At 47.6% G+C, this 22,076-nt stretch carries 21 protein-coding genes; 19 read left to right on the forward strand and 2 right to left on the reverse strand.

All coding sequences use genetic code 11. From position 1 onward, the window contains the following. Positions 1 to 51 precede the first annotated feature (51 nt). The 8 genes from DWZ61_RS01790 (at position 52) to DWZ61_RS01825 (ending at position 8,422) form a co-directional block, all read left to right on the forward strand. The gene (locus DWZ61_RS01790; RefSeq protein WP_117464959.1) at positions 52 to 1,479 is read left to right on the forward strand and encodes an oxaloacetate decarboxylase subunit alpha; all 1,428 of its coding nucleotides are present in this window, start codon (positions 52 to 54) and stop codon (positions 1,477 to 1,479) included. A 570-nt stretch (positions 1,480 to 2,049) separates the two neighbouring features. Beyond that, positions 2,050 to 2,625 carry a TetR/AcrR family transcriptional regulator gene (locus tag DWZ61_RS01795; RefSeq protein ID WP_022312392.1) on the forward strand — a complete coding sequence of 192 codons (576 nt, stop codon included), beginning with the start codon at positions 2,050 to 2,052 and terminating at the stop codon, positions 2,623 to 2,625. A 5-nt stretch (positions 2,626 to 2,630) separates the two neighbouring features. Continuing rightward, positions 2,631 to 3,551: a MurR/RpiR family transcriptional regulator gene (locus tag DWZ61_RS01800; RefSeq protein WP_022312393.1), complete on the forward strand. Its 921-nt coding sequence runs from the start codon at positions 2,631 to 2,633 to the stop codon at positions 3,549 to 3,551. A gap of 31 nt (positions 3,552 to 3,582) precedes the next feature. Next, the gene (locus DWZ61_RS01805; RefSeq protein ID WP_118537228.1) at positions 3,583 to 4,836 is read left to right on the forward strand and encodes an NAD(P)/FAD-dependent oxidoreductase; all 1,254 of its coding nucleotides are present in this window, start codon (positions 3,583 to 3,585) and stop codon (positions 4,834 to 4,836) included. Between the two features lie 121 nt (positions 4,837 to 4,957). Continuing rightward, on the forward strand, positions 4,958 to 5,614 hold the full coding sequence (gene cmk, locus DWZ61_RS01810) for a (d)CMP kinase (RefSeq protein WP_118537229.1): 657 nt from the start codon (positions 4,958 to 4,960) through the stop codon (positions 5,612 to 5,614). A 14-nt stretch (positions 5,615 to 5,628) separates the two neighbouring features. After that, positions 5,629 to 6,489, forward strand: coding sequence for a 4-hydroxy-3-methylbut-2-enyl diphosphate reductase (gene ispH, locus DWZ61_RS01815; protein ID WP_117464963.1), 861 nt, complete (start codon positions 5,629 to 5,631; stop codon positions 6,487 to 6,489). Beyond that, positions 6,470 to 7,618 carry a 30S ribosomal protein S1 gene (gene rpsA / locus DWZ61_RS01820; protein WP_117464964.1) on the forward strand — a complete coding sequence of 383 codons (1,149 nt, stop codon included), beginning with the start codon at positions 6,470 to 6,472 and terminating at the stop codon, positions 7,616 to 7,618. Before ispH ends, rpsA begins: the two co-directional genes overlap by 20 nt. Before the next feature lie 24 nt (positions 7,619 to 7,642). Further along, positions 7,643 to 8,422 carry a protein-glutamate O-methyltransferase CheR gene (locus tag DWZ61_RS01825; protein ID WP_117464965.1) on the forward strand — a complete coding sequence of 260 codons (780 nt, stop codon included), beginning with the start codon at positions 7,643 to 7,645 and terminating at the stop codon, positions 8,420 to 8,422. 118 nt (positions 8,423 to 8,540) lie between these two features. On the opposite strand, the gene DWZ61_RS01830 is transcribed toward DWZ61_RS01825, so the two are convergent. After that, positions 8,541 to 9,647, reverse strand: a complete 1,107-nt coding sequence (locus DWZ61_RS01830) for a ribonuclease H-like domain-containing protein (protein ID WP_022311886.1) — start codon at positions 9,645 to 9,647, stop codon at positions 8,541 to 8,543. 311 nt (positions 9,648 to 9,958) lie between these two features. On the opposite strand from DWZ61_RS01830, the gene rsxC reads away from it, so the two are divergent. The 7 genes from rsxC to DWZ61_RS01865 are packed head-to-tail and all read left to right on the forward strand — an operon-like array spanning position 9,959 to position 16,182. Next, positions 9,959 to 11,278, forward strand: coding sequence for an electron transport complex subunit RsxC (gene rsxC / locus DWZ61_RS01835; RefSeq protein ID WP_117568667.1), 1,320 nt, complete (start codon positions 9,959 to 9,961; stop codon positions 11,276 to 11,278). 12 nt (positions 11,279 to 11,290) lie between these two features. Beyond that, positions 11,291 to 12,232 carry an RnfABCDGE type electron transport complex subunit D gene (locus DWZ61_RS01840; protein WP_022311884.1) on the forward strand — a complete coding sequence of 314 codons (942 nt, stop codon included), beginning with the start codon at positions 11,291 to 11,293 and terminating at the stop codon, positions 12,230 to 12,232. Then, on the forward strand, positions 12,222 to 12,848 hold the full coding sequence (locus DWZ61_RS01845) for an RnfABCDGE type electron transport complex subunit G (RefSeq protein WP_022311883.1): 627 nt from the start codon (positions 12,222 to 12,224) through the stop codon (positions 12,846 to 12,848). Before DWZ61_RS01840 ends, DWZ61_RS01845 begins: the two co-directional genes overlap by 11 nt. Then, a complete protein-coding gene (locus DWZ61_RS01850) occupies positions 12,841 to 13,638 on the forward strand; it encodes an electron transport complex subunit RsxE (RefSeq protein ID WP_022311882.1) in 798 nt (265 codons plus the stop codon). Before DWZ61_RS01845 ends, DWZ61_RS01850 begins: the two co-directional genes overlap by 8 nt. Next, on the forward strand, positions 13,639 to 14,223 hold the full coding sequence (locus tag DWZ61_RS01855; RefSeq protein ID WP_022153243.1) for an RnfABCDGE type electron transport complex subunit A: 585 nt from the start codon (positions 13,639 to 13,641) through the stop codon (positions 14,221 to 14,223). It abuts the gene before it with no gap. 15 nt (positions 14,224 to 14,238) lie between these two features. After that, the gene (locus tag DWZ61_RS01860; RefSeq protein ID WP_117568669.1) at positions 14,239 to 15,036 is read left to right on the forward strand and encodes an RnfABCDGE type electron transport complex subunit B; all 798 of its coding nucleotides are present in this window, start codon (positions 14,239 to 14,241) and stop codon (positions 15,034 to 15,036) included. Between the two features lie 24 nt (positions 15,037 to 15,060). Next, on the forward strand, positions 15,061 to 16,182 hold the full coding sequence (locus DWZ61_RS01865; protein WP_117464968.1) for a glycoside hydrolase family 25 protein: 1,122 nt from the start codon (positions 15,061 to 15,063) through the stop codon (positions 16,180 to 16,182). Here the strand turns inward: DWZ61_RS01865 and DWZ61_RS01870 are convergent. Continuing rightward, complete coding sequence (locus DWZ61_RS01870) at positions 16,160 to 16,996, reverse strand: hypothetical protein (protein WP_117464969.1); 837 nt, start codon at positions 16,994 to 16,996, stop codon at positions 16,160 to 16,162. The two genes, DWZ61_RS01865 and DWZ61_RS01870, sit on opposite strands and share 23 nt — an antisense overlap. A 110-nt stretch (positions 16,997 to 17,106) precedes the next feature. Here DWZ61_RS01870 and DWZ61_RS01875 point away from each other — a divergent pair, with 110 nt between their 5' ends. The 4 genes from DWZ61_RS01875 to DWZ61_RS01890 all read left to right on the forward strand — a co-directional run bounded on the left by DWZ61_RS01875 (position 17,107) and on the right by DWZ61_RS01890 (position 22,009). Further along, positions 17,107 to 17,748, forward strand: a complete 642-nt coding sequence (locus DWZ61_RS01875) for a cell wall hydrolase (protein ID WP_172594753.1) — start codon at positions 17,107 to 17,109, stop codon at positions 17,746 to 17,748. Between the two features lie 108 nt (positions 17,749 to 17,856). Further along, entirely contained in the window at positions 17,857 to 19,344 is a 1,488-nt protein-coding gene (gene thrC / locus DWZ61_RS01880; protein WP_118537231.1) for a threonine synthase, read from the forward strand. A gap of 172 nt (positions 19,345 to 19,516) precedes the next feature. Continuing rightward, positions 19,517 to 20,182: a deoxyribose-phosphate aldolase gene (gene deoC, locus DWZ61_RS01885; RefSeq protein WP_117464972.1), complete on the forward strand. Its 666-nt coding sequence runs from the start codon at positions 19,517 to 19,519 to the stop codon at positions 20,180 to 20,182. A gap of 27 nt (positions 20,183 to 20,209) precedes the next feature. Beyond that, positions 20,210 to 22,009: an aminopeptidase P family protein gene (locus DWZ61_RS01890; protein ID WP_117464973.1), complete on the forward strand. Its 1,800-nt coding sequence runs from the start codon at positions 20,210 to 20,212 to the stop codon at positions 22,007 to 22,009. The last annotated feature ends 67 nt before the right edge of the window (positions 22,010 to 22,076 follow it).

Genomic DNA, 22,076 nt, shown 5'->3' on the forward strand with positions numbered 1-22,076 from the left:
CGCATCGCGTCATACTAACTATAGAAAATATTATTATGGAGGATATTCGTAATGTCAGAAATTGAAAAGAAACCGATTAAGATTACGGAAACTGTTTTACGTGATGCACATCAGTCTCTGATCGCTACCAGAATGCCGACCGAATTCATGCTTCCCATCGTTGACAAGATGGATAAAGTTGGTTATCATTCCGTAGAGTGCTGGGGAGGTGCTACCTTTGATGCATCCCTTCGTTTCCTGAAGGAAGATCCCTGGGACAGACTGAGAAAGCTGCGTGACGGCTTCAAAAACACCAAGTTACAGATGCTGTTCCGTGGACAGAATATTCTGGGTTACAGACCTTATGCAGATGACGTGGTAGATTACTTCGTACAGAAGTCCATCTCCAACGGTATTGATATCATTCGTATTTTCGACTGTCTGAACGACCTGCGCAACTTACAGGAAGCGGTAAATGCTACCAACAAGTTCAAGGCACAGGAAGGCAGAGGTGAAGCACAGGTTGCTCTGGCTTACACTCTGGGTGATGCTTACACTCTGGAGTACTGGACCAGCATGGCCAAGAAGATCGAAGAGATGGGTGCAGATTCCATCTGTATCAAGGATATGGCCGGTCTGTTAGTACCTTACAAGGCTGCTGAACTGATCAAGGCGATGAAGGAAGTTACCAAGCTTCCCATCCAGTTGCATACTCACTATACTTCCGGTGTTGCAAGCATGACCTACCTGAAGGCAGTAGAGGCCGGTGTTGATGTGATCGATACCGCTATGAGCCCCTTTGCTATGGGTACTTCACAGCCTGCTACCGAGGTTATGGTTGAGACCTTCAAGGGAACCCCTTACGATACCGGTCTGGATCAGAACCTGTTAGCTGAGATCGCTGACTACTTCAGACCTTACAGAGATGAGTGCCTGGCTAACGGCCTGCTGAATCCCAAGGTTATGGGTGTTGATATCAAGACTCTGCTGTATCAGGTACCCGGCGGTATGCTTTCCAACATGGTTAGCCAGCTGAAGGAGCAGAATGCAGAAGACAGATACTACGATGTGCTGAAGGAGATCCCCAAGGTTCGTAAGGATCTGGGTGAGCCCCCTCTGGTTACCCCTTCTTCACAGATCGTTGGTACTCAGGCAGTCTTCAACGTACTGCTTGGTGAGCGTTACAAGATGGCTACCAAGGAGACCAAGGCAGTTCTTCGTGGTGAGTACGGTCAGACCGTTAAGCCCATGAGCCAGGAAGTTATCGACAAGGTTATCCCCGGTGAGGAGAGAATTACCTGCCGTTACGCTGATCTGCTCGACAATGAGATGGATAAGCTGGAAGGCGAAATGAAGGAATGGAAACAGCAGGATGAGGACGTTCTGAGCTACGCTCTGTTCCCTCAGGTTGCTACCGACTTCTTCAAGTATCGTCAGGCACAGCAGGAAAAGGTTGATATGACCCAGGCTGACACCAAGAACGGTGCATACCCTGTCTAAATAATTCGTCAATAAAAAGGTCGCACGACTGCTCGCAGTCAGTGCGGCTTTTTTATTAGACGAACAAAACCACATGAGCAAGTAGGGCGATAGCCCGGATTGCGAATGTGGTTGCGACTTCGAGAGCGCGAAGCGCGGAGAAGCCGTTATTTAGACATGTCCCCGGTCGAACCGGGGCGATAGCCCGGATTGCGAATGAGTTTGCGGCTTCGAGAGCGCGAAGCGCGGAGAAGCCGTTATTTAGACATGTCCCCGGTCGAACCGGGGCGATAGCCCGGATTGCGAATGAGTTTGCGGCTTCGAGAGCGCGAAGCGCGGAGAAGCCGTTATTTAGACATGTCCCCGGTCGAACCGGGGTAATAGCCCGGATTGCTCATGTGGTTGCGGCTTCGAGAGTGCGAAGCGCGTAGAAGCCGTTATTTAGACATGCCCTTGGTCAGCCCCCAGTCAGCCCAATATGCGAATGAGTTTATTTACATATTGACAAACTACCTCTTCACCCACTAAAATAACAAGTGTTATAGAAGAATACGTCGTTTGCTGTATTCGAACAGCGGAATGAGAGGGATTATGGCTCGTAAAGAGATGATCACAATTGATAAAATCCTGGATACGGCATTTGCCATGACAAGGGAAGAGGGATTTGCCAATGTGACAGCCAGAAGGGTAGCGGCGAAAGCAGGGTGCTCTACACAGCCTATTTTCAGAGTATATAAGAATATGGAAGAACTGTGGGATGCGGTCTATGAGAGAGCTGCAGCTTATTTTCTGGATTATTACAGCTTGTATCCCCGTACCGGCAAGACACCTTTCGCCAATCTGGGCATGGCTTACATAGCTTTTGCTAGAGAAGAGAGACACCTGTTCGAGCTTCTGTTTGTATCGGATAACCAGGATGGCAAACATAAGAAAAAGAGTATGTATGAGATCTTGAATGGTGATGCCGGAAACGTGGTCTACGAGATCAACCTGGCCAGAGTGGCGGGCTGCCCGGATCCCGGTGATCTGTTCATGAAAATGTGGATTTTCATTCACGGAGCTGCCTGCATGTCTCTGACCGGAGATTATGATCTGACAGACTTACAGACAATGCAGCTATTAGAGCATTCCTATTACGCTTTTTACAATGAGACAACGCGAGGTTAAGAACCGTGGCAGAATATGATGTTTTTACCCGAATCAACGAACATTATGCAAAAATGAGCAAAGGCCACAAAGCCATTGCGGATTACATATCGGAACATTACGATCAGGCAGTATTTATGACCGCAGCAAAGCTGGGTGAGACATTGGGAATCAGTGAATCTACCGTAGTGCGTTTTGCAGCGGGAATCGGTTATGACGGTTATCCGAAATTCCAGAAGGCACTGGAAAGCTGCGTGCAGGGAAAGCTCAACGGCATTCAGAAAATGGATGCCAAATACGGCAGAAGCTCCCAGTCGGAGATCCTGACCTCCGTACTCAGCGCAGATATCGAAAAGATCCAGGATACCATAGACAATCTGGATCCGGCGGCCTTTGAATCCGCCGTTGCCACGATTCTGGAGGCGGAGACCATTTATATCATGGGACTTCGCAGCAATGAGCCACTGGCAGCGTTTCTGCATTTTTACCTGAATATGATCCGTGGCAAAGTCTTTTTACTGAATACCACCAGTGTCAGTGAGACTTTTGAACAGATGATCCATATTGGCCCGAAGGACTGCTTCATCGGTATCAGTTTTCCCAGATACTCCATGCGGACGTTAAAGGCCATGGAGTTTGCCAATGACCGGAATGCCAAGGTGATCGCCATTACCGACAGCATCCATTCCCCCATGAATCTGTATTCTTCCTGCAATCTGCTGGCCAGAAGCGACATGGTGTCGGTGGTGGATTCTCTGGTGGCACCTTTAAGCGTGATCAATGCGCTGGTAGTGGCATTGTGCCTGAAATGTCCGGAGCAGGTGCGTAAAAATCTGGAGACACTGGAAGAGACCTGGAATAATTATCAGGTATATCTGAATGATGAGATCGACTTTATAGATGATGAACCGATGCTGGACTATTCCCTGCGGCGCAAGGAAAAATGATGGACGGACAGATCGGCAAAAGAGGATAGAAATGAGTAAGGTGATTGTGATCGGTGGCGGTGCTGCCGGCATGATGGCTGCCATTGCGGCAGCGCAAAAAGGGCATAAGGTAATACTTCTGGAAAAGAACGAAAAGCTGGGGAAAAAACTGTTCATCACTGGAAAAGGCCGTTGCAATGTGACAAACGCGGCGGACATGGATGTCTTATTTCAGAATATTTGTACCAATGAAAAGTTTCTGTACAGTGCTTTTTACGGCTTTGACAATACACGGGTATGCGATCTGCTGGAGCAGGCAGGCTGCCCGTTGAAAACGGAGCGGGGAGACCGGGTATTTCCGGTATCCGATCATTCTTCGGACGTGATCGCCGCCCTCCAGAGAGAACTTCGCAAATATCAGGTGGATGTTCATCTGCATACCGAGGTGAAAAAGATCCTAACGAAGGAAACGGATGGCAATCCTGTTTTCTGTGGCGTGGAATGTGCAGACCATGAGAAAATCGCGGCGGATGACTGCATTGTCTGTACTGGAGGCTGTTCCTATGCCAGCACCGGATCCACGGGGGACGGGTATCGTTTCGCGGAAGAGACAGGGCATAAGGTGACGGAGAGGAAACCGGCATTGGTGCCTTTGGAGATCCGGGAAAACTGGTGCAGGGAACTGATGGGCCTTTCCTTAAAAAATGTGGAGATCCGGATGCAGTGCGGGAAAAAGACCTGGTATGAAGGGTTCGGCGAGATGCTGTTTACCCATTTTGGCGTCAGCGGCCCCCTGATCCTGTCAGCCAGCAGTTTTTATTCAAAAAATTTTTCGAAGCGTAAAGGCAGCGATGAGGTAAAGCTTTTCTTAGATCTGAAACCTGCGTTGACACCGGAACAGCTGGACAAGCGTTTACTTCGGGATTTTGAGGAAGCAAAGAACAAACAATTTAAAAATGCGCTGGACCACCTGTTCCCTGCAAAGCTGATTCCTGTTATGATAGAGTTGTCCGACATTTCCCCGGAGAAGAAAGTGAACGAGATCAGCCGGGAAGAGAGAAAAGCTTTCGGCTCATTGATCAAGGAACTACCCATGACGGTGACGGGGACGAGATCTTTTGCGGAAGCAATCATCACTCAGGGGGGAATCTCGGTAAAGGATATCAATCCTTCCACCATGGAATCCAAACGTGTACGGCATTTGTATTTTGCAGGGGAAGTATTGGATCTGGATGCCATGACCGGGGGCTTTAATTTGCAGATCGCCTGGTCTACGGGACATCTGGCGGGGGACAGCATACAATAAATTCGCGCACAAAAAAGTCCGGAGAGAGATTTTACGAATGAAAACCGGAAGATTTGTGAAAAAATAATAATTAATAGAAATCAATTATAATTAATAGAAATAAAGAAAAGAGGACTAGACTATGAGTTTTAATGTAGCAATCGACGGCCCGGCAGGTGCCGGAAAAAGTACCATTGCAAGAGCTGTGGCAAAGAAAAAAGGATTTATCTATGTGGACACCGGAGCAATGTATCGTGCCATGGCACTGTTTATGTTAAGAGAGGGCGTGGAACCCACGGATGCAGCGACCATCGCCGATAAATGCAAGGAGGCGGATATCACCATTCAGTATGTGGACGGTGAGCAGGTCGTTTTATTAAACGGAGAGAATGTTAATGCTTATCTGCGTACCGAAGAAGTCGGCAATATGGCATCCAATACCAGTGCACAACCCGCAGTACGCACCAAGCTGGTAGAACTTCAGCAGGCACTTGCAGCTAAAAGCGATGTGATCATGGACGGCCGTGACATCGGTACAGTGGTTCTTCCGAATGCTCAGGTGAAGATCTATCTGACCGCCAGCAGTATGGTGAGAGCCAGGAGAAGATATGATGAACTGACCGCCAAGGGAGAGACCTGTGATCTGGAGAAGATCCGTCAGGATATCGAAGACAGAGACTATAGAGATATGCACAGAGAGACTTCTCCGTTAAAACAGGCGGACGATGCGGTGCTGGTGGATACTTCCGATATGACGATCGAGCAGGTCATCGACCGGATCGTGGAACTGATCGGTTAAACAGGAGATCTGATATGGAAGTAAGACTGGCAGACTGCGCGGGCTTTTGCTTCGGCGTAAAGCGTGCTGTAGATACTGTGTATGAACAATTAAAAAACGGGAAGACTATCTATACCTATGGTCCCATCGTGCATAACGAGGAAGTGGTCCGGGAACTGGCGGAAAAAGGAGTAAGAGTTCTGGAAAGCAAAGAAGAACTAAAAAGCCTGAAAGCCGGGGAGAATATTCCCACTGTGATCATTCGTGCCCACGGAGTGGCAAAAGAAATCTATGATATCATGGAAGCGAATGGTCTGGAGTGCATTGATGCCACCTGCCCCTTTGTGAAAAAGATCCATCGTATCGTGGAACAAAAAAGCACAGAAGGGTATCATGTGATCGTCGTGGGGGACCCGAAACATCCGGAAGTAGAGGGTATCGTCGGCTGGTGTCAGGGCCCGGTAACCGTTCTGGAAACTCCCGAACAGGCAGAAAATTTTGTGAAAACAGAAGGCGAAAAGCTTTGTATTGTGTCTCAGACGACATATAACTACAATAAATTTCAATATATAGTTGAAATTTTTGAAAAAAAAGGTTACAATGATAGTGTTGTGAACACTATCTGTAATGCTACAGAAGAGCGACAGCGATCGGCAAAGGCCATTGCAGCGGAAGCTGACGTTATGATTGTAATAGGAGGGAAGCACAGTTCTAATAGCAGAAAACTTTACGAAATCTGCCAAAGGGAATGTGTGCACACCTATTTTATACAGACACTGGATGACTTGCATTTAGATCTACCTAAAGCTGTTCGACTAGTGGGTATTACCGCGGGGGCTTCCACCCCAAATAAATTAATTGAGGAGGTTCAAAATTATGTCAGAATTAACTTTTGAACAAATGCTGGAAGAATCATTAAAGACAATACATGCAGGAGAGGTAGTCGAAGGTACAGTCATCGATGTGAAACCGGAAGAGATCATTCTGAACATCGGATACAAATCTGACGGTATTCTTACCAAGAACGAATACACCAACGACTCCAGCGTGGATCTTACCACGGTTGCCAAGGTTGGTGACACCATGGAAGTCAAGGTTCTGAAAGTAAATGACGGTGAGGGTCAGGTTCTCCTTACCTACAAGCGTCTTGCTGCAGACAGAGGCAACAAGAGAATTGAAGAAGCATTTAACAATCACGAGGTACTTAAGGCAACCGTATCCCAGGTACTGGACGGTGGTTTAAGTGTGATCGTGGACGAAGTAAGAATCTTCATCCCCGCAAGCCTGGTATCCGATACTTATGAGAAGGATCTGACCAAGTATGCAGGACAGGAGATTGAATTCGTGATCAGCGAGTACAATCCCAAGAGAAGAAGATACATTGGTGACCGCAAACAGCTGATCGTAGCCAAGAAGGCTGAGCTGCAGAAGGAACTCTTTGAGAAGATCAAAGAAGGTGATATCGTAGAAGGTGTTGTTAAGAACGTAACTGATTTCGGCGCATTTATCGATCTTGGCGGCGCAGACGGACTGCTTCACATCTCCGAGATGTCTTGGGGCAGAGTCGAGCATCCCAAGAAGGTATTCAAGGTTGGCGATAAGCTGAAAGTCCTGATCAAAGAGATCAACGGCAATAAGATTGCACTGTCCCTGAAGTTCGACGACGCTAACCCCTGGAAGAATGCAGCAGAGAAGTATGCAGTTGGCAATGTAGTAACCGGTAAGGTTGCAAGAATGACCGACTTTGGCGCTTTCGTAGAATTAGAGCCCGGTGTAGATGCTCTGCTTCATGTATCCCAGATCGCAAAGGAGCACATTGAGAAACCTTCCGATGTACTGAGCGTTGGCGATGAAGTTACAGCTAAGGTTGTAGATTTCAATGAGGCTGATCACAAGATTTCCCTGAGCGTTAAAGCTCTGACAGCTCCAGAACCCGTTGAGGCAGAGGAAGAGTCCGATGCAGATGTTGTATCTGTAGATATTGACGCTGTTATCGCTGCAGAGGCTGAGAACTCTGAGAAATAATCAACCGTTAGGTGGTAGATATTCATGATATATGATTATGAGTATTTTAAAAAGGAGATTTATTCTCTGACTACGATCGATCTGAATGCTTACAAAGAGAAGCAGATGAAACGGCGTATCGATACTCTGATCGCCAAGCATAAGATCGTAGGTTATGACAAGTATGTACAGGCACTGAAGACGGATAAAGTACTTTTTGAGGAATTTGTAGGATACATTACTATCAATGTTTCAGAATTCTACCGTAATCCTGAACAGTGGAAATATCTGGAAGAGACCGTGATCCCGGAACTGATTCAACGCTTCGGCAAGAACCTGAAGGTTTGGAGTGCGGCATGTTCCACGGGAGATGAGCCTTACTCTCTTGTAATGGCTCTGTCACGGCACATTCCGTTACAGCAGATTCGTATCTATGCTACAGATCTGGACAAACAGGTTATCGCAAAGGCAAAGACCGGCCTGTATGGAGAAAAGAGCATAGAAGGCGTGCCGGAGGATCTGAAGAAGAAATACTTCACGAAGATTGGTCCTTCTTACAAGATTGCAGATGAGATCAAGGCAAGAGTGGATTTTCACCAGCACAATTTACTGAAGGATACTTATCCTACCGACTGTAATCTGATCGTGTGCAGAAATGTATTGATTTACTTTACAGAAGAAGCAAAGGATGAAGTATTCCGGAAGTATTACCAGTCACTGGCCAAGGGTGGTATGCTGTTTATCGGAAGTACCGAACAGATCATGAATTATCGCGAAATCGGATTTGACAGAAAGAGTTCTTTCTATTATGTGAAACCGATGTAGTGAGTACAGAAATGACAAAATAAGAAAGAGGAAAGCAGTTTTGCTTTCCTCTTTTTGTGCTTTCTGTGCTATAAGTGCTATAAGTACATCTAAGGGACGATGTCTCATTTCGTTCCGGTTAGTAAGTAGATGCGATCATGGACAAAACATGATTGGCATACTGTGTAAATCCTTCTCTGTTTTTCTTCATTTCATCCGTCAACTCGAAGAATAATTCCTTGCTCTTATAATCTCTCTTGAAGAATGGCGTGAACAGAATCTCCCATTGGGGAAGATAGCAGGAGAATTTCCGGGTGTAACAGTTCGCTGCGGAGGCCTGGAGCCTGTGCTCTTTGTCCACGAAACCGGCTACAGATTTGTGCAATGCCACATCTTCCGTAGGAAGATAGTAATAGTCCTTGTAGTTGGAATAGAAATATTTTAATTCTTCCTCGTAAATGGGAACCTTTAAAGTAGCCGATTCTCCTTCTCCACGGAAATAGCAGTTGGCCGCAGAAGCGGTTACCAGTCTGGGCAGGGAAGTGGGAATCTGCAGGGTGATCAACAGTTCCTTGCGTTGTGCGCCACTGACATCTTTGTAATAGTTGGCCTGTACTTTTCTGGCTTTCACACAATTCTCGTTGAACAGATCATAGTAGGCCAGAATCGGAAGAACTTCCAACATTCCCTTCAGGTCGTCCGCATTATGCAAAAACAATGCTTTTTCTGTGAATTCCGAAGGATTTTTTACATAATCATGGTATAGACCAATGAGTTCTCCGCCGGAGAAAACATCGGTCCGGGCAATTCCGAGATACTGCTCCAAAGTTTTCTGCTTACAGTTCGGCAGCTTTAGGAAGAATTTATAAGGGGAGATCCGGCGGTAAATGTCGATACCCTGAAATCCGTCAAAGGAGAACGGAAGCTTTAACTGCGCACATTTCTGGGTGATAAAGGGAAGGTCAAAATTATTGCCGTTGAAATGTACCAGATAGCGGTAGTCTCTTGCAAAATCAAAGAAAGCAGTGAGAATATCCCCTTCCTGGGAATAGTCATCCGCCATCCACTGGATGGTCCGCCATTTGCCGGCCTGATAGTAGGCACAGCCAATCATATATAAATAAGAAGTACGGGAAGTGAATCCCGTGGTCTCAATATCGAGAAAAAGGATTTGTTCCAGAGGCGCCAGCTTATCCAAGGGATAGGAGATCGCGAAATCCTCCAGAGTCTCTTCTGATTTTTTCATGTATGACCTCTTTCTGCCGTGTGGGCAAGTTAATAAACGCTTTCTTCGTTCTTCGAACTCTCGAAAGCGTAACAAACATGCGTAATCCGGGCTATCGCCCTACTTACTTATGTTTGCTTATTCACCTCATAGAAAACCTGTGCTGCCTGCAAGCAGTCACACAGACTTTCTATGGGTGAATTTATTTTACCATAATTTTAGAATTTGCAGTAGCATTTTGTTGATAAAAGTTGATAAAAATTGATAAAAATAGTACAATTATCATAATGTAATTTGCAATACAAGTAACTATTTAGAAAGGATGTTAGGAAATGGCAAAGTTGACATTTGTAGGCGGAATACATCCCTATGATGGAAAAGATCTGTCCAAGGACAAACCGATCCAGGATGTCCTGCCCAAAGGGGAAATGGTCTATCCGTTGTCCCAGCACATCGGCGCTCCGGCGAAGCCCATCGTGGCAAAAGGAGACCGGGTACTGGCGGGACAAAAGATAGCAGAAAGTGGTGGCTTCGTGTCGGCACCCATCTATGCATCTGTGTCGGGTACGGTGAAAACCATTGAGACGAGACGTGTGGTAACAGGAGATCTGATACAGAGTATCGTGATCGACAATGACGGTCTGTATGAGAGCGAAGAATTTCATCCTTATGCACCGGTGGACAAACTGCAGAAGGAAGAGATCATCGACATTGTGAAGGAAGCCGGTATCGTAGGTATGGGTGGTGCCGGATTTCCTACGCATGTCAAGCTGTCTCCCAAGGATCCTGACAAAATTGAATATGTAATTGCTAACTGTGCGGAATGTGAGCCTTATCTGACTTCCGATTACCGCAGAATGATGGAAGAGCCGGACAAGCTGATCGGTGGTCTGAAGATCATGCTGAAGCTGTTTGACAATGCCCACGGTATTCTGGCCGTGGAGGACAATAAGCCGGATTGTATCTCTCTGTTAAAACAGATGACTAAGAACGATCCTCAGATCACGGTGAAGGCACTGAAGACCAAGTATCCTCAGGGCGCGGAGCGTCAGCTGATCTATGCCACAACGGGACGGAAGATCAATTCCTCCATGTTGCCTGCGGACGTAGGTTGTATTGTAGATAACGTAGATACTGTGGTTGCCATTTACAGAGCGGTGACGGAAGGACGCCCTCTGATGGAACGTATCATCACTGTTACCGGAGATGCTGTGGCCAATCCCCGGAATTTTCGTGTACCTATCGGTATGAGTTATCAGGAACTGTTGGATATAGCCGGTGGATTTAAGCAGGAGCCGGAGAAGATCATCTGCGGAGGTCCCATGATGGGATTCGGTATGTTCCAGCTGGATGTACCTACCACAAAGACCTCTACCGCATTACTGGCACTGACCCAGGACGATGTATCCGCTATGGAGCCCAGTCCCTGCATCAACTGCGGACGTTGCGTGGAAGCATGTCCCGGACGTATTGTTCCCAGCCTTTTGGCAACCTATGCGGAGCATTTTGATGAAGAGGCTTTCGTGGAACATAACGGTATGGAATGCTGTGAATGCGGCTGCTGTAGTTTTGTATGCCCGGCAAAGCGTCCTCTGACGCAGGAGATCAAATCCATGCGTAAGATCCAGCTTGCCAAGAAGAAAAAGAAGTAGGAGGGAAGAACAGTGAGCGGACTTTTAAAAGTATCTTCAAATCCTCATATCCGGTCAAAAGTAACGACCAGCAGCATTATGACAGCCGTGGTGATCGCACTGCTGCCGGCTGCCGGTTTCGGAATCTATAACTTTGGCCCCAGAGCACTGGCAGTCATGGCTGTGACCATTGCCAGTACAGTATTGACGGAGTTATTATTCGGCTGGCTCTGGAAGAAAAAAATCACGATTTCCGATATGTCAGCAGTGGTAACGGGACTGCTGCTGGCGCTGAATCTGCCGGTGAGCATTCCGCTGTGGATGGCGGCATTGGGCGGTGTGTTTGCCATCCTTGTGGTAAAAATGCTGTTCGGTGGTCTGGGTCAGAACTTTATGAACCCGGCACTGGCAGCCAGATGCTTTCTGCTGATCTCTTTCCCGTCCCAGATGACGAATTTTGCCTGTGATGCCTATACCGGGGCTACACCGCTGGCAGCACTGAAGGCAGGAGAGAGTGTCAATGTCATGAACATGATCGTAGGTAAGACCGCCGGTACCATCGGCGAGACTTCCGTGATCGCACTGCTGATCGGTGCCTGTTTCCTGATCCTGATCGGTGTGATCGACCTTCGGATCCCCGGTACATATATTGTGACCGTGATCCTGTTTGCGGGAATCTTCGGCGGACACGGCTTTGATCCTGCCTATCTGTCTGCACAGTTAGCAGGCGGCGGCCTGATCCTGGGTGCCTTTTTCATGGCAACGGATTATGTCACCAGACCGATTACCATCAAGGGACAGTATGTATACGGTGCGGTACTGGGACTTCTTACCGGAATCTTCCGTATCTTCGGACCGGGAGCAGAGGGAGTGTCCTATGCCATCATTTTAGGTAACCTTCTGGTACCTCTGATCGAAAAATTCACCATGCCGGTGGCTTTTGGCAGAAAGGCAGGTGCGAAACGTGAAAAATAAGAATGATATTCAGGCAATGTTAAAAGAAGCGGGCATTTTGTTCGCAATTACTCTGATTGCCGGACTTTTGCTTGGCTTTGTCTATGAACTGACCAAGGAGCCCATCCGTCAGCAGGAGGAAAAAGCGGTGCAGGAAGCCTGTCAGGCGGTCTTTGCGGATGCGGAGCATTTTGAAGAACTGGATGCTTATACACCTTCTGCGGATACGGCGCAGAAGCTGGCAGATACCGGAATCACCATCGGTACCGTCTATGAAGCGCAGGATGCCTCCGGAACGCAGTTGGGCTATGTGATCCAGACCACAACCTCCGAAGGCTATGGCGGAAATATTGTGCTGTATGTGGGAATCCGTCTGGATGGTACGGTCAATGATATTTCTATTTTAAGTATTTCCGAGACTCCCGGACTGGGCATGAAAGCGGGAGATGTGCTGGTGCCGCAGTTCCACAACAAGAACGTGAAGAGCTTTGCCTACACCAAGACCGGATCCACTTCTGACAGTGAGATCGATGCCATCAGCGGTGCGACCATCACCACGAAAGCAGTGACTAACGCTGTCAACGGAAGCCTTCTGGCATTTAATGATTATGTACAGGGAGGTGCTGGCAATGAATAAAGCAGGTGAAAGACTTTATAACGGTATCATCAAGGAAAATCCTACATTTGTACTGATGCTGGGAATGTGTCCGACTCTGGCGGTGACCACATCGGCCATGAACGGACTTGGCATGGGCCTGACCACGGCAGTGGTACTTACCATGAGTAACCTGATCATTTCGCTGCTTAGGAAAGTGATCCCCAGCCGGGTGAGAATCCCTGCATTTATCGTGATTATTGCATCCTTTGTAACTGCGGTACAGCTGCTGTTGCAGGCGTATCTGCCGTCACTGAACGATGCTCTGGGTGTGTATATTCCTCTGATCGTTGTAAACTGTATCATTCTGGGAAGAGCAGAGAGCTATGCGTATTCCCATCCGCCCATTCCTTCCCTGTTCGATGGACTTGGCATGGGACTTGGTTTCTCTCTGGCACTGACTTGTATCGGTGCAGTACGTGAGATCCTGGCGGCCGGATCCATCTTCGGATTTCGGATCATGCCGGATTCCTATGTGACGATCAATATTTTCGGACTGGCTCCCGGTGCGTTCTTCGTACTGGCTGCACTGACCGCTTTGCAGAACTATATCAAGAATAAGAGAAAGCTAGCTGGCAAGGATTACGAGAAGATCCAGTCCGGCTGCGGACATGACTGTCTGCACTGTGGCGAGAGTGGCTGCTCGGAGCGGTTTTATGACAATACCAATACCACGGAAGAGGCTGTGAAGGATGCGGCAAAAGCGGCAGCAAAACCTCAGACGGCAGAGGATGATCTGGAGACCATCGATTTAGATAAGGAGGACAAATAAATGGATAGTGTAAAAGATATGCTTCTGTTACTGATCAGTTCCTCCATCGTCAGCAATATCGTATTAAGCCAGTTCATGGGACTGTGCCCCTTCTTAGGCGTGTCCCGCAAGATCAAGACGGCGGGCGGCATGGGAACGGCGGTTATCTTCGTTATTACGCTGGCCAGTGCGGTAGCGGGTGTGATCTACAAATTTATCTTACAGCCGTTACACATTGAGTATCTGGAGACGATAGTGTTCATTCTCGTCATTGCTGCACTGGTACAGTTCGTGGAAATGTTCCTGAAAAAGGCAATGCCTTCCCTGTATCAGGCACTGGGCGTCTATCTGCCTCTGATTACCACCAACTGCGCGGTGCTGGGTGTAGCCATTACCAACGTGCAGAAGGAATACGGTATTCTGACCGGTATCGTAAATGGCTTTGCCACAGCGCTTGGCTTTACCATTGCCATCGTGATCCTGGCAGGACTGCGTGAGAAGATGGAATACAATGAAGTGCCGGAATCTTTCAAGGGAATGCCCATGGTACTGCTGACAGCAGGACTGATGGCCATTGCTTTCTGCGGATTCTCCGGTCTGATCTAGGAAGGAGTAACATAGATGAGTATAACAGGAATTCTGATTGCTGCGGCTTGTGTCGGAATCGTCGGCATCTTTGTGGGACTGTTCCTTGGCGTGGCCGGCATTAAATTCAAAGTAGAAGTAGATGAGAAGGAAGAGGCGGTGTTAGCTGCCCTTCCCGGAAATAACTGTGGTGGCTGCGGCTTCGCCGGATGTTCCGGTCTGGCAGCTGCCATTGCAAAGGGAGAGGCTGCGGTGAACACCTGTCCCGTAGGCGGAGAGGAAGTCGGCAAAAAAATCGCCGCCATCATGGGTGTAGAAGCAGAGGCTTCCGAGCGCAAGGTAGCTTATGTGCATTGTCAGGGTGACTGCGAGCGGACCACAACGGATTATGATTATTATGGCATCAAGGACTGTCGTATGATGAGCTTTGTGCCCGGAGGCGGGCCGAAATCCTGCAACAGTGGCTGCCTGGGATTCGGAACCTGTGCACAGGTCTGTCCCTTCGATGCCATTCATGTAGAGAACGGTGTGGCTGTAGTAGATAAGGAAAAATGTAAGGCCTGCGGAAAGTGCGTGGAGGTCTGCCCCAAGCATCTGATCAGCTTACGGCCTTATTCCAATACGGTACAGGTAGCCTGCAGTTCTACGGACAAGGGCCCTGTTACCATGAAGGCCTGCAAGACCGGCTGTGTGGGCTGCGGTATCTGCGTAAAGAATTGCCAGCACGATGCTGTGAAGGTCGAGAATTTCCATGCAATCATTGATCCGGAGAAATGTGTGGGCTGTGGTGCCTGCATGGAGAAATGCCCGAAGAAATGTATCGTAAAAGCATAAAGAAAGTACAAGAGGAGAAAAGATATGCGTCTTCCGGACGATTATGAAGATCACGGAGGAGGGCTGACACCTACGGTGATCAGTGCCATCGTTGCTGTTACAATTTTCGTGGCAGTGATCCTTACGGTGGTGCTGATCATGAACAGACAGCCCACTTCCCACCAACAGAACAATACGGCTGCACAGACGGAGAATGTACAACAGGCAGAAAATAATCAGACAGACAAATATCCGGACACGCAGGACCTGATCACCGGAAGCACATTGACTCCTTCGGATCTGGATTTCTGGGACATGTACCCGGAGACTACGGCAACACCATTGCCGTCTGCGGAGCCTTCCCAAAAGGATAACAAAAAGGAAACAGCGGAAGCGGATCCCTCCACCGATGGAAAACATACCCTGGTGACCAACCGGGACGGCAAGGAAGAATGGGTGCTGATCAGCCCGTACCTTCCCAAGCACGAATATGATTTCACCAAACTGGTGTGCCAGTCCGACCTGATGAAATATTATCAGGACGGCAAACTGACTTCCTATGTCGGGGTGGATATTTCCAAATATCAGGATTATGTGGATTTTTTGAAACTGAAAAAAGCCGGAGTGGATTTTGTGATGTTGCGGGTAGGTGCCAGAGGCTATGGCAGCGGACAGATCGTATTGGATGATTATTTCGTAGACAATATCAAGAGAGCCACAGATGCTGGATTACAGATCGGGGTGTATTTTACCTCACAGGCCATCACGGAAGAAGAGGCGGTGGAGGAATCCAATATCGTTCTGGAGAATATCAAAGACTACAAGATCACCTATCCGGTGGCTTTTGATATGAGTTTTGTGGACAATGATACGACGAGAATCGAGACTGTCAGTCGTGCTGACAAGACGAAGATCACCAAGGCTTTCCTGGATACCATAGAGGCAGCCGGATATAAGCCCCTGCTTTACGGAGACAAGGAGTGGCTGATCAAAGAAATTGACCTGTCAAAATTATCGGCATATGACGTATGGCTTTCCCAGATGGAAGACGTGCCGGATTATCCTTATCGTTTTACCATGTGGCAATATGCCAATGATGTCACCATCGACGGCATTGCAGGCTATGCCAATATGAATATCAGTTTTATTGATTATTCGGAGAAATAGGCTCATAATTCAGGATTCCCGGTGCAATGTCGAGCGTAGAATAGATCTCGGCATAACGGCGGGGAGTGATGGCTTCCACATAGTTGGGGGTAAAATTACTGGTGACTCCTTTGCTATGCAAAATATCGATGGCCTTGTTATAGGCAATGGCTGCTTCGATATCAGTAGCGTAGCGCCCCACAATATAATTACCACGGATATGAATGCGGACAGTATAAACGTACTGTCCGTTTTTTGCTGCCGTTTTCCGGACACCGTGATAGATGTTGTGGATCTGCAGATTTTCCCTGCGGAAGTCCGTAGGATCTCCGTTGACAAAACAATAATCCACGCCGGGAACTCCGTAGCTTTTGATGCCATAGCGTGAGGTCAGTGTCTGCTGCATTCCGTAGTCGGCCACAAAATAATGATTTCCCCGGCACATGATCTTATGGGAAGAATAATAGAACAGGTCTTCCATGTCGAATTTTAAGACATGGTGGGGGGACAAATAATAATAGAAGAGCTGCTGCCCCAGATAGATCGGATTGCCGATGTATAGTCCGTTGTCCCGCAGATTGATCAGACTGACCCATTTTTCGAAGGACAAAGGGGACACCTTCTCGTAGGACTGCAGTGTCAGGGAAGGATCGGACAGCAGGAGAAGCCCCTGTTCGTAGGCCCGATGGGCCTGTAAGGCATCGGAGAAACTGCCCAGACTGATATGCTTGCCGTTTTTGGTCAGAGAAGCACGGTAATAGACAGTTCCGTCTTTTTTCCCGGCCCGGAAGACCCCTTTATATAATTGTTCTTTTTCAATGTTTTGCTCACTCATATTTCTATAGTAACATTTTTCTCCGGAGAACAACAGATATATTTTTCGGACGAGCTGCATAAAATGAAGTTAGAGCCAAAATGAGAATTGGGGAAAGGAACAAAGCCTGTATGTATAAAAGAGCATTAAGCGGACTACTTGTAATAAATCTGATATTTCTGATCGGTGTTTTAAGTCTCTGCCGCATGGAAGAAATCTGTAGGAAATTGCAGCAGACGGTGTCGGAGATACATATGGAAGAAAGCCTGCTGGCGGACAAGGAAAGCATCATGATGGGGATTGCTTCCCGGACTTCTTCCGGACAGAGAGTAGTGGATTGCAGTGAATTACAGCGGGAGAGTAAGTACCAGCTGGAACAGGCGGATCTGGAAGTGCTGCTTCGGATCGTGGAAGCGGAAGCCGGGTGCGAAGACGAGGATGGGAAGCTGTTGGTGGCCAATGTGATCCTGAACCGTCTGAATTCCGAAAAATTTCCGGACAGCATTACGGAGATCGTATTCCAGCGGGAAAACGGGGTGTCACAGTTTTCTCCCATTGCCGACGGCAGTTATTACAAAGTAAGTGTCAGTGAAGAGACGGTAGAAGCTGTCGGACGGGCTCTGGCGGGCGAGGACATTTCCAGGGGAGCATTGTATTTTGCCGCCAGAAAATATGCCGACAGTGAAAGTATGCGCTGGTTCGATGAAAAATTGACGCTATTATTCCGACATGGCGGACATGAATTTTTTTCGGATAAAAAAGCGCTTCAATGATTCACCTTGCAACAGTGTTTAAAGTATGCTATACTTTTCGAAAATATAGATGGAGATGCTAGGGAGATATTCCAGCATACATTCATACATAGACACGGAGGAGAGGAAATGGAAGTAATTTATCGCAGCACACGCAGCAACAGCGAACCGGTAACCGCATCCCAGGCAATTCTGAAGGGATTATCCGATGACGGAGGACTGTTTGTACCGGATCATATTCCTGCATTGGACAAGAGTCTTTCAGAACTGGCCGGAATGAGTTATCAGCAGGTAGCTTATGAAGTTATGAAATTATTCCTGACAGACTTTACCGAGGAAGAACTGAAAAAATGTATCAACAACGCTTATGATTCCAAGTTTGATACGGAGAAGATCGCTCCTCTGGTACAGGCGGATGATGCTTATTATCTGGAATTGTTCCATGGTTCCACCATTGCGTTCAAGGATATGGCACTTTCCATTTTACCTCACCTGATGATCACTTCCGCCCGTAAGAATAATATCAAGAATGAGATCGTGATCCTGACTGCTACTTCCGGTGATACCGGTAAGGCAGCTCTGGCAGGCTTTGCCGATGTCAAGGGTACCCGGATCATCGTATTTTACCCGAAGAACGGTGTCAGCCCGATTCAGGAGAAGCAGATGGTGACCCAGAAGGGTGCCAATACTTTTGTGGTAGGCATTCACGGTAATTTCGATGATGCCCAGACCGGTGTGAAGAAGATTTTCTCCGACAAGGAACTGGCAAAAGAAATGGATGAGAAGGGCTTCCAGTTTTCCTCTGCGAACTCCATTAACATCGGACGTCTGGTACCTCAGATTTGTTATTATGTTTATGCGTATGCACAATTATTAAAAGATGGTAAGATCACAGAGGGTGAGAAGATCAATGTTGTGGTTCCCACCGGCAACTTCGGTAATATTCTGGCTGCATTTTATGCGAAGAATATGGGACTGCCCATCGATAAGCTGATCTGTGCTTCCAATGACAATAAGGTATTGTATGATTTCTTCCGCACTGGCACCTATGACCGCAACAGAGAATTCGTACTGACCACTTCACCGTCCATGGATATTCTGATCTCCAGCAATCTGGAGCGTCTGATCTACCGTATTGCAGGCAATGATGCAGACAAGAACCGTGAGCTGATGAGCGCTCTGTCCGGCAACGGCAAATACGAGATCACCGAAGAGATGAAGGCACAGCTGGCTGACTTCTACGGCAACTTTGCAAGCGAAGCGGAGACCGCCGCAGAGATCCGCCGTCTGTATGAAAAATGCGGTTATGTCATCGATACCCATACCGCAGTAGCTTCCGCAGTGTACGGCAAGTATGTGGTTGAGACCGGAGATCACAAGACCACCGTGATCGCTTCCACCGCAAGCCCCTTCAAGTTCACCAGAAGCGTTATGGATGCCATTGACATCAAGTATGATGCCATGGGTGACTTTGAACTGGTGGATGAACTGTCTAAGATTGCCAAGGTGAAAGTACCCAATGCCATCGAAGAAATCCGTACCGCACCGGTGCTGCACGATACCCAGTGTGACGTGGACAAGATGAAAGACACGGTGAAGAGTTTTCTTGGAATGTAGTTAAGAATTAAAAATTAGTGAGATACCGCCCAAGTCACGTCAACGGCTTTCTGGGCGGTATTGTTTTTGTGTAAAAACTTTATCCTTTATCTTGCGGGGGTTCTTTGCTATAATAGGTAAGGTTAGCAGACTGTAACAATAATATGAAAATAGATACCGGAAGGAGAACAACATGACTGCAAAAGAAATGCTTGGAAAAGTGGATCATACCCAGTTGAAAGCCTTTGCTACCTGGGAGGACATCCAGAAATTATGCGATGAGGCGATTCAGTATCATACCGCCAGCGTATGTGTGCCCCCTTGCTATATCAAGAGAATCCATGACACTTACGGAGACAAAATCAATATCTGTACCGTAGTAGGATTCCCCTTAGGATACAGTGTGACGGAAGCCAAGGTGGCCGAGGTGCGTAAGGCACTGGAGGATGGTTGCAACGAGATCGATATGGTAGTGAATATCAGCGATGTGAAGAACGGGTTGCTTGACAAGGTGGAGGAAGAGATCCGTACACTGAAGAAAGAGTGCGGACATCATATCCTCAAGGTGATCATTGAGACCTGCTATCTGACCGAGGAAGAGAAGATCGCCATGTGTAAGGCAGTGACCAATGCCGGAGCGGACTTTATCAAGACTTCCACCGGCTTCGGAACCGGCGGCGCCACGAAGGAGGATGTGGAACTGTTCAAGAAATACATTGGCCCTAACGTAAAGATCAAAGCGGCAGGCGGCGTATCCAGCATGGAAGATCTGGAAATGTTCTTAGGACTTGGCTGTGAAAGAATCGGTACTTCCAGAGCTGTAGGACTCTGCAAGGGTGAACTTACGGAAGGGTATTGATTAACTGATATATAGAATGGAGATAACATGGAAAACAAAGTGATTCAGGACAGACTTGCACTTCTTCGGAAGAAGATGCAGGAAGAGGGCATTGATTTCTATATGATGCCCACAGCGGATTTTCATAATTCCGAATATGTAAACGATTATTTTAAAGTAAGAGAATATTTCTGCAATTTTACCGGTTCCAACGGCACACTGGTAGTCTGGAAAGACGGCGCGGGACTGTGGACTGACGGCAGATATTTCATCCAGGCAGAAGCAGAATTGGAAGGAACGACCGTAGAACTGTTCCGTATGTTACAGGAGGGAGTTCCCACCATCGAGGAATTCCTGGAGCAGAACATGCAGCAGGGACAGACTTTAGGATTTGATGGCAGAGTTATCGCTGCCATGGACGGCAAAAAATACGAAAAGGTACTGGAAAAGAAGCAGATCCGCATCGCTTATGAGAAGGATCTGGCAGAGAGCATCTGGACAGACAGACCGGATTTTCCTGCCGGAAAAGTAACCGTACTGGATGAGAAAATCGCCGGTAAGAGCGTAGAGGAAAAACTGACAGAGACCAGAGAAAAGATGGCGAAGGACGGTGCCAATGCACTGCTTCTGACCAAACTGGATGATCTGATGTGGCTCTTCAATATCCGCGGTTGTGATGTGGAATGCAATCCGGTAGCAATGTCCTATGCCTATATTACAGAAGAGTCCGCAACTCTGTTTATCCAGCAGAAAGCACTGGATGCACAGGTGACGGAATACCTGGCAGCTCATCGTATCGAGGTAAAGGAATACGACACCGTCGTAGATTTCCTGAAGGCACTCCCTGCGGGCAATGCGATCCTCGTGGACAACAGATATTGCAGCTATACTTTATACAAGACATTGCAGAAGAATCAGAAGTTAGTAGAGGGCAAGAACCCCACCGAACTGTTAAAGGCCATTAAGAATCCGGTAGAGCTTGCGAGAATGCAGGAGATCTTTTTAAAGGACAGCGTGGCCGTAACGAAATTTATCTACTGGCTGAAGACCCATGTGGGCAAAGAGAAGATCACTGAGGTGACCGCAGCGGACTATCTGGAACAGAAGAGAAGAGAGATCCCGGAATTCTTAGATCTGTCCTTCCCGACCATCGCAGGTTACAAGTCCAATGCAGCCATGATGCATTACGAAGCAACCCCGGACAACTGTGCGACTCTGGAGCCGGAAGGAATGCTTCTGGTAGATTCCGGCGGACAGTATCTGGGAGGTACCACCGATGTGACCAGAACCATCGTTTTAGGTCCCATTTCCGAAGAGATCAAAAAGCATTACACCATGGTAGCAGCGGCAGTGATGCAGCTGACCCATGCCCACTGGCTCTACGGCTGTACCGGACGGAATCTGGACATTCTGGCAAGACAGCCTATCTGGGATATGGACATTGATTACCAGTGCGGTACCGGACACGGCGTAGGTTATATTCTGAATGTGCACGAAGGTCCCCAGAACATGCGCTGGAGATTCACCGGAGGTATGGTGGAGGCAGTGTTTGAGGATGGTATGGATATCACCAATGAGCCCGGCATCTATATTCAGGGCAGCCACGGTATCCGCATCGAGAATGTTATGGTGGCGAAAAATGATGTGAAGAACGAGTATGGTCAGTTCATGCATTTCGAGACCCTGACATGGGTACCCATCGACAGAGAAGCCATTGATGAAAAGTATCTGAACGATACCCAGAAAAAGTATCTGCACGAGTATCAGAAGACTGTATACGAGAAGATTTCTCCCTATCTGAATGAGGAAGAAAAAGAGTGGCTGGCCAAGGAAACCAGGGTAAAGTAAAGAGAATATAAAATCAGTATAAAATTTTTAGCGGTTTCTTGACTTTTTTACTGGGGTTTGAGATAAT

Origin of the sequence: Clostridium sp. AF34-10BH, assembly GCF_003478095.1 — a bacterium.
Lineage (GTDB): Bacteria > Bacillota > Clostridia > Lachnospirales > Lachnospiraceae > Acetatifactor > Acetatifactor acetigignens.

What these genes read in the sequence shown, in the direction of transcription:
- DWZ61_RS01790 (WP_117464959.1), top strand. Translation starts at nt 52, where the DNA reads ATGTCAGAAATTGAAAAGAAACCGATTAAGATTACGGAAACTGTTTTA.
- DWZ61_RS01795 (WP_022312392.1), top strand. Translation starts at nt 2,050, where the DNA reads ATGGCTCGTAAAGAGATGATCACAATTGATAAAATCCTGGATACGGCA.
- DWZ61_RS01805 (WP_118537228.1), top strand. Translation starts at nt 3,583, where the DNA reads ATGAGTAAGGTGATTGTGATCGGTGGCGGTGCTGCCGGCATGATGGCT.
- cmk (WP_118537229.1), top strand. Translation starts at nt 4,958, where the DNA reads ATGAGTTTTAATGTAGCAATCGACGGCCCGGCAGGTGCCGGAAAAAGT.
- ispH (WP_117464963.1), top strand. Translation starts at nt 5,629, where the DNA reads ATGGAAGTAAGACTGGCAGACTGCGCGGGCTTTTGCTTCGGCGTAAAG.
- rpsA (WP_117464964.1), top strand. Translation starts at nt 6,470, where the DNA reads ATGTCAGAATTAACTTTTGAACAAATGCTGGAAGAATCATTAAAGACA.
- DWZ61_RS01825 (WP_117464965.1), top strand. Translation starts at nt 7,643, where the DNA reads ATGATATATGATTATGAGTATTTTAAAAAGGAGATTTATTCTCTGACT.
- DWZ61_RS01830 (WP_022311886.1), bottom strand. Translation starts at nt 9,647, where the DNA reads ATGAAAAAATCAGAAGAGACTCTGGAGGATTTCGCGATCTCCTATCCC.
- rsxC (WP_117568667.1), top strand. Translation starts at nt 9,959, where the DNA reads ATGGCAAAGTTGACATTTGTAGGCGGAATACATCCCTATGATGGAAAA.
- DWZ61_RS01850 (WP_022311882.1), top strand. Translation starts at nt 12,841, where the DNA reads ATGAATAAAGCAGGTGAAAGACTTTATAACGGTATCATCAAGGAAAAT.
- DWZ61_RS01855 (WP_022153243.1), top strand. Translation starts at nt 13,639, where the DNA reads ATGGATAGTGTAAAAGATATGCTTCTGTTACTGATCAGTTCCTCCATC.
- DWZ61_RS01860 (WP_117568669.1), top strand. Translation starts at nt 14,239, where the DNA reads ATGAGTATAACAGGAATTCTGATTGCTGCGGCTTGTGTCGGAATCGTC.
- DWZ61_RS01865 (WP_117464968.1), top strand. Translation starts at nt 15,061, where the DNA reads ATGCGTCTTCCGGACGATTATGAAGATCACGGAGGAGGGCTGACACCT.
- DWZ61_RS01870 (WP_117464969.1), bottom strand. Translation starts at nt 16,996, where the DNA reads ATGAGTGAGCAAAACATTGAAAAAGAACAATTATATAAAGGGGTCTTC.
- DWZ61_RS01875 (WP_172594753.1), top strand. Translation starts at nt 17,107, where the DNA reads ATGTATAAAAGAGCATTAAGCGGACTACTTGTAATAAATCTGATATTT.
- thrC (WP_118537231.1), top strand. Translation starts at nt 17,857, where the DNA reads ATGGAAGTAATTTATCGCAGCACACGCAGCAACAGCGAACCGGTAACC.
- deoC (WP_117464972.1), top strand. Translation starts at nt 19,517, where the DNA reads ATGACTGCAAAAGAAATGCTTGGAAAAGTGGATCATACCCAGTTGAAA.
- DWZ61_RS01890 (WP_117464973.1), top strand. Translation starts at nt 20,210, where the DNA reads ATGGAAAACAAAGTGATTCAGGACAGACTTGCACTTCTTCGGAAGAAG.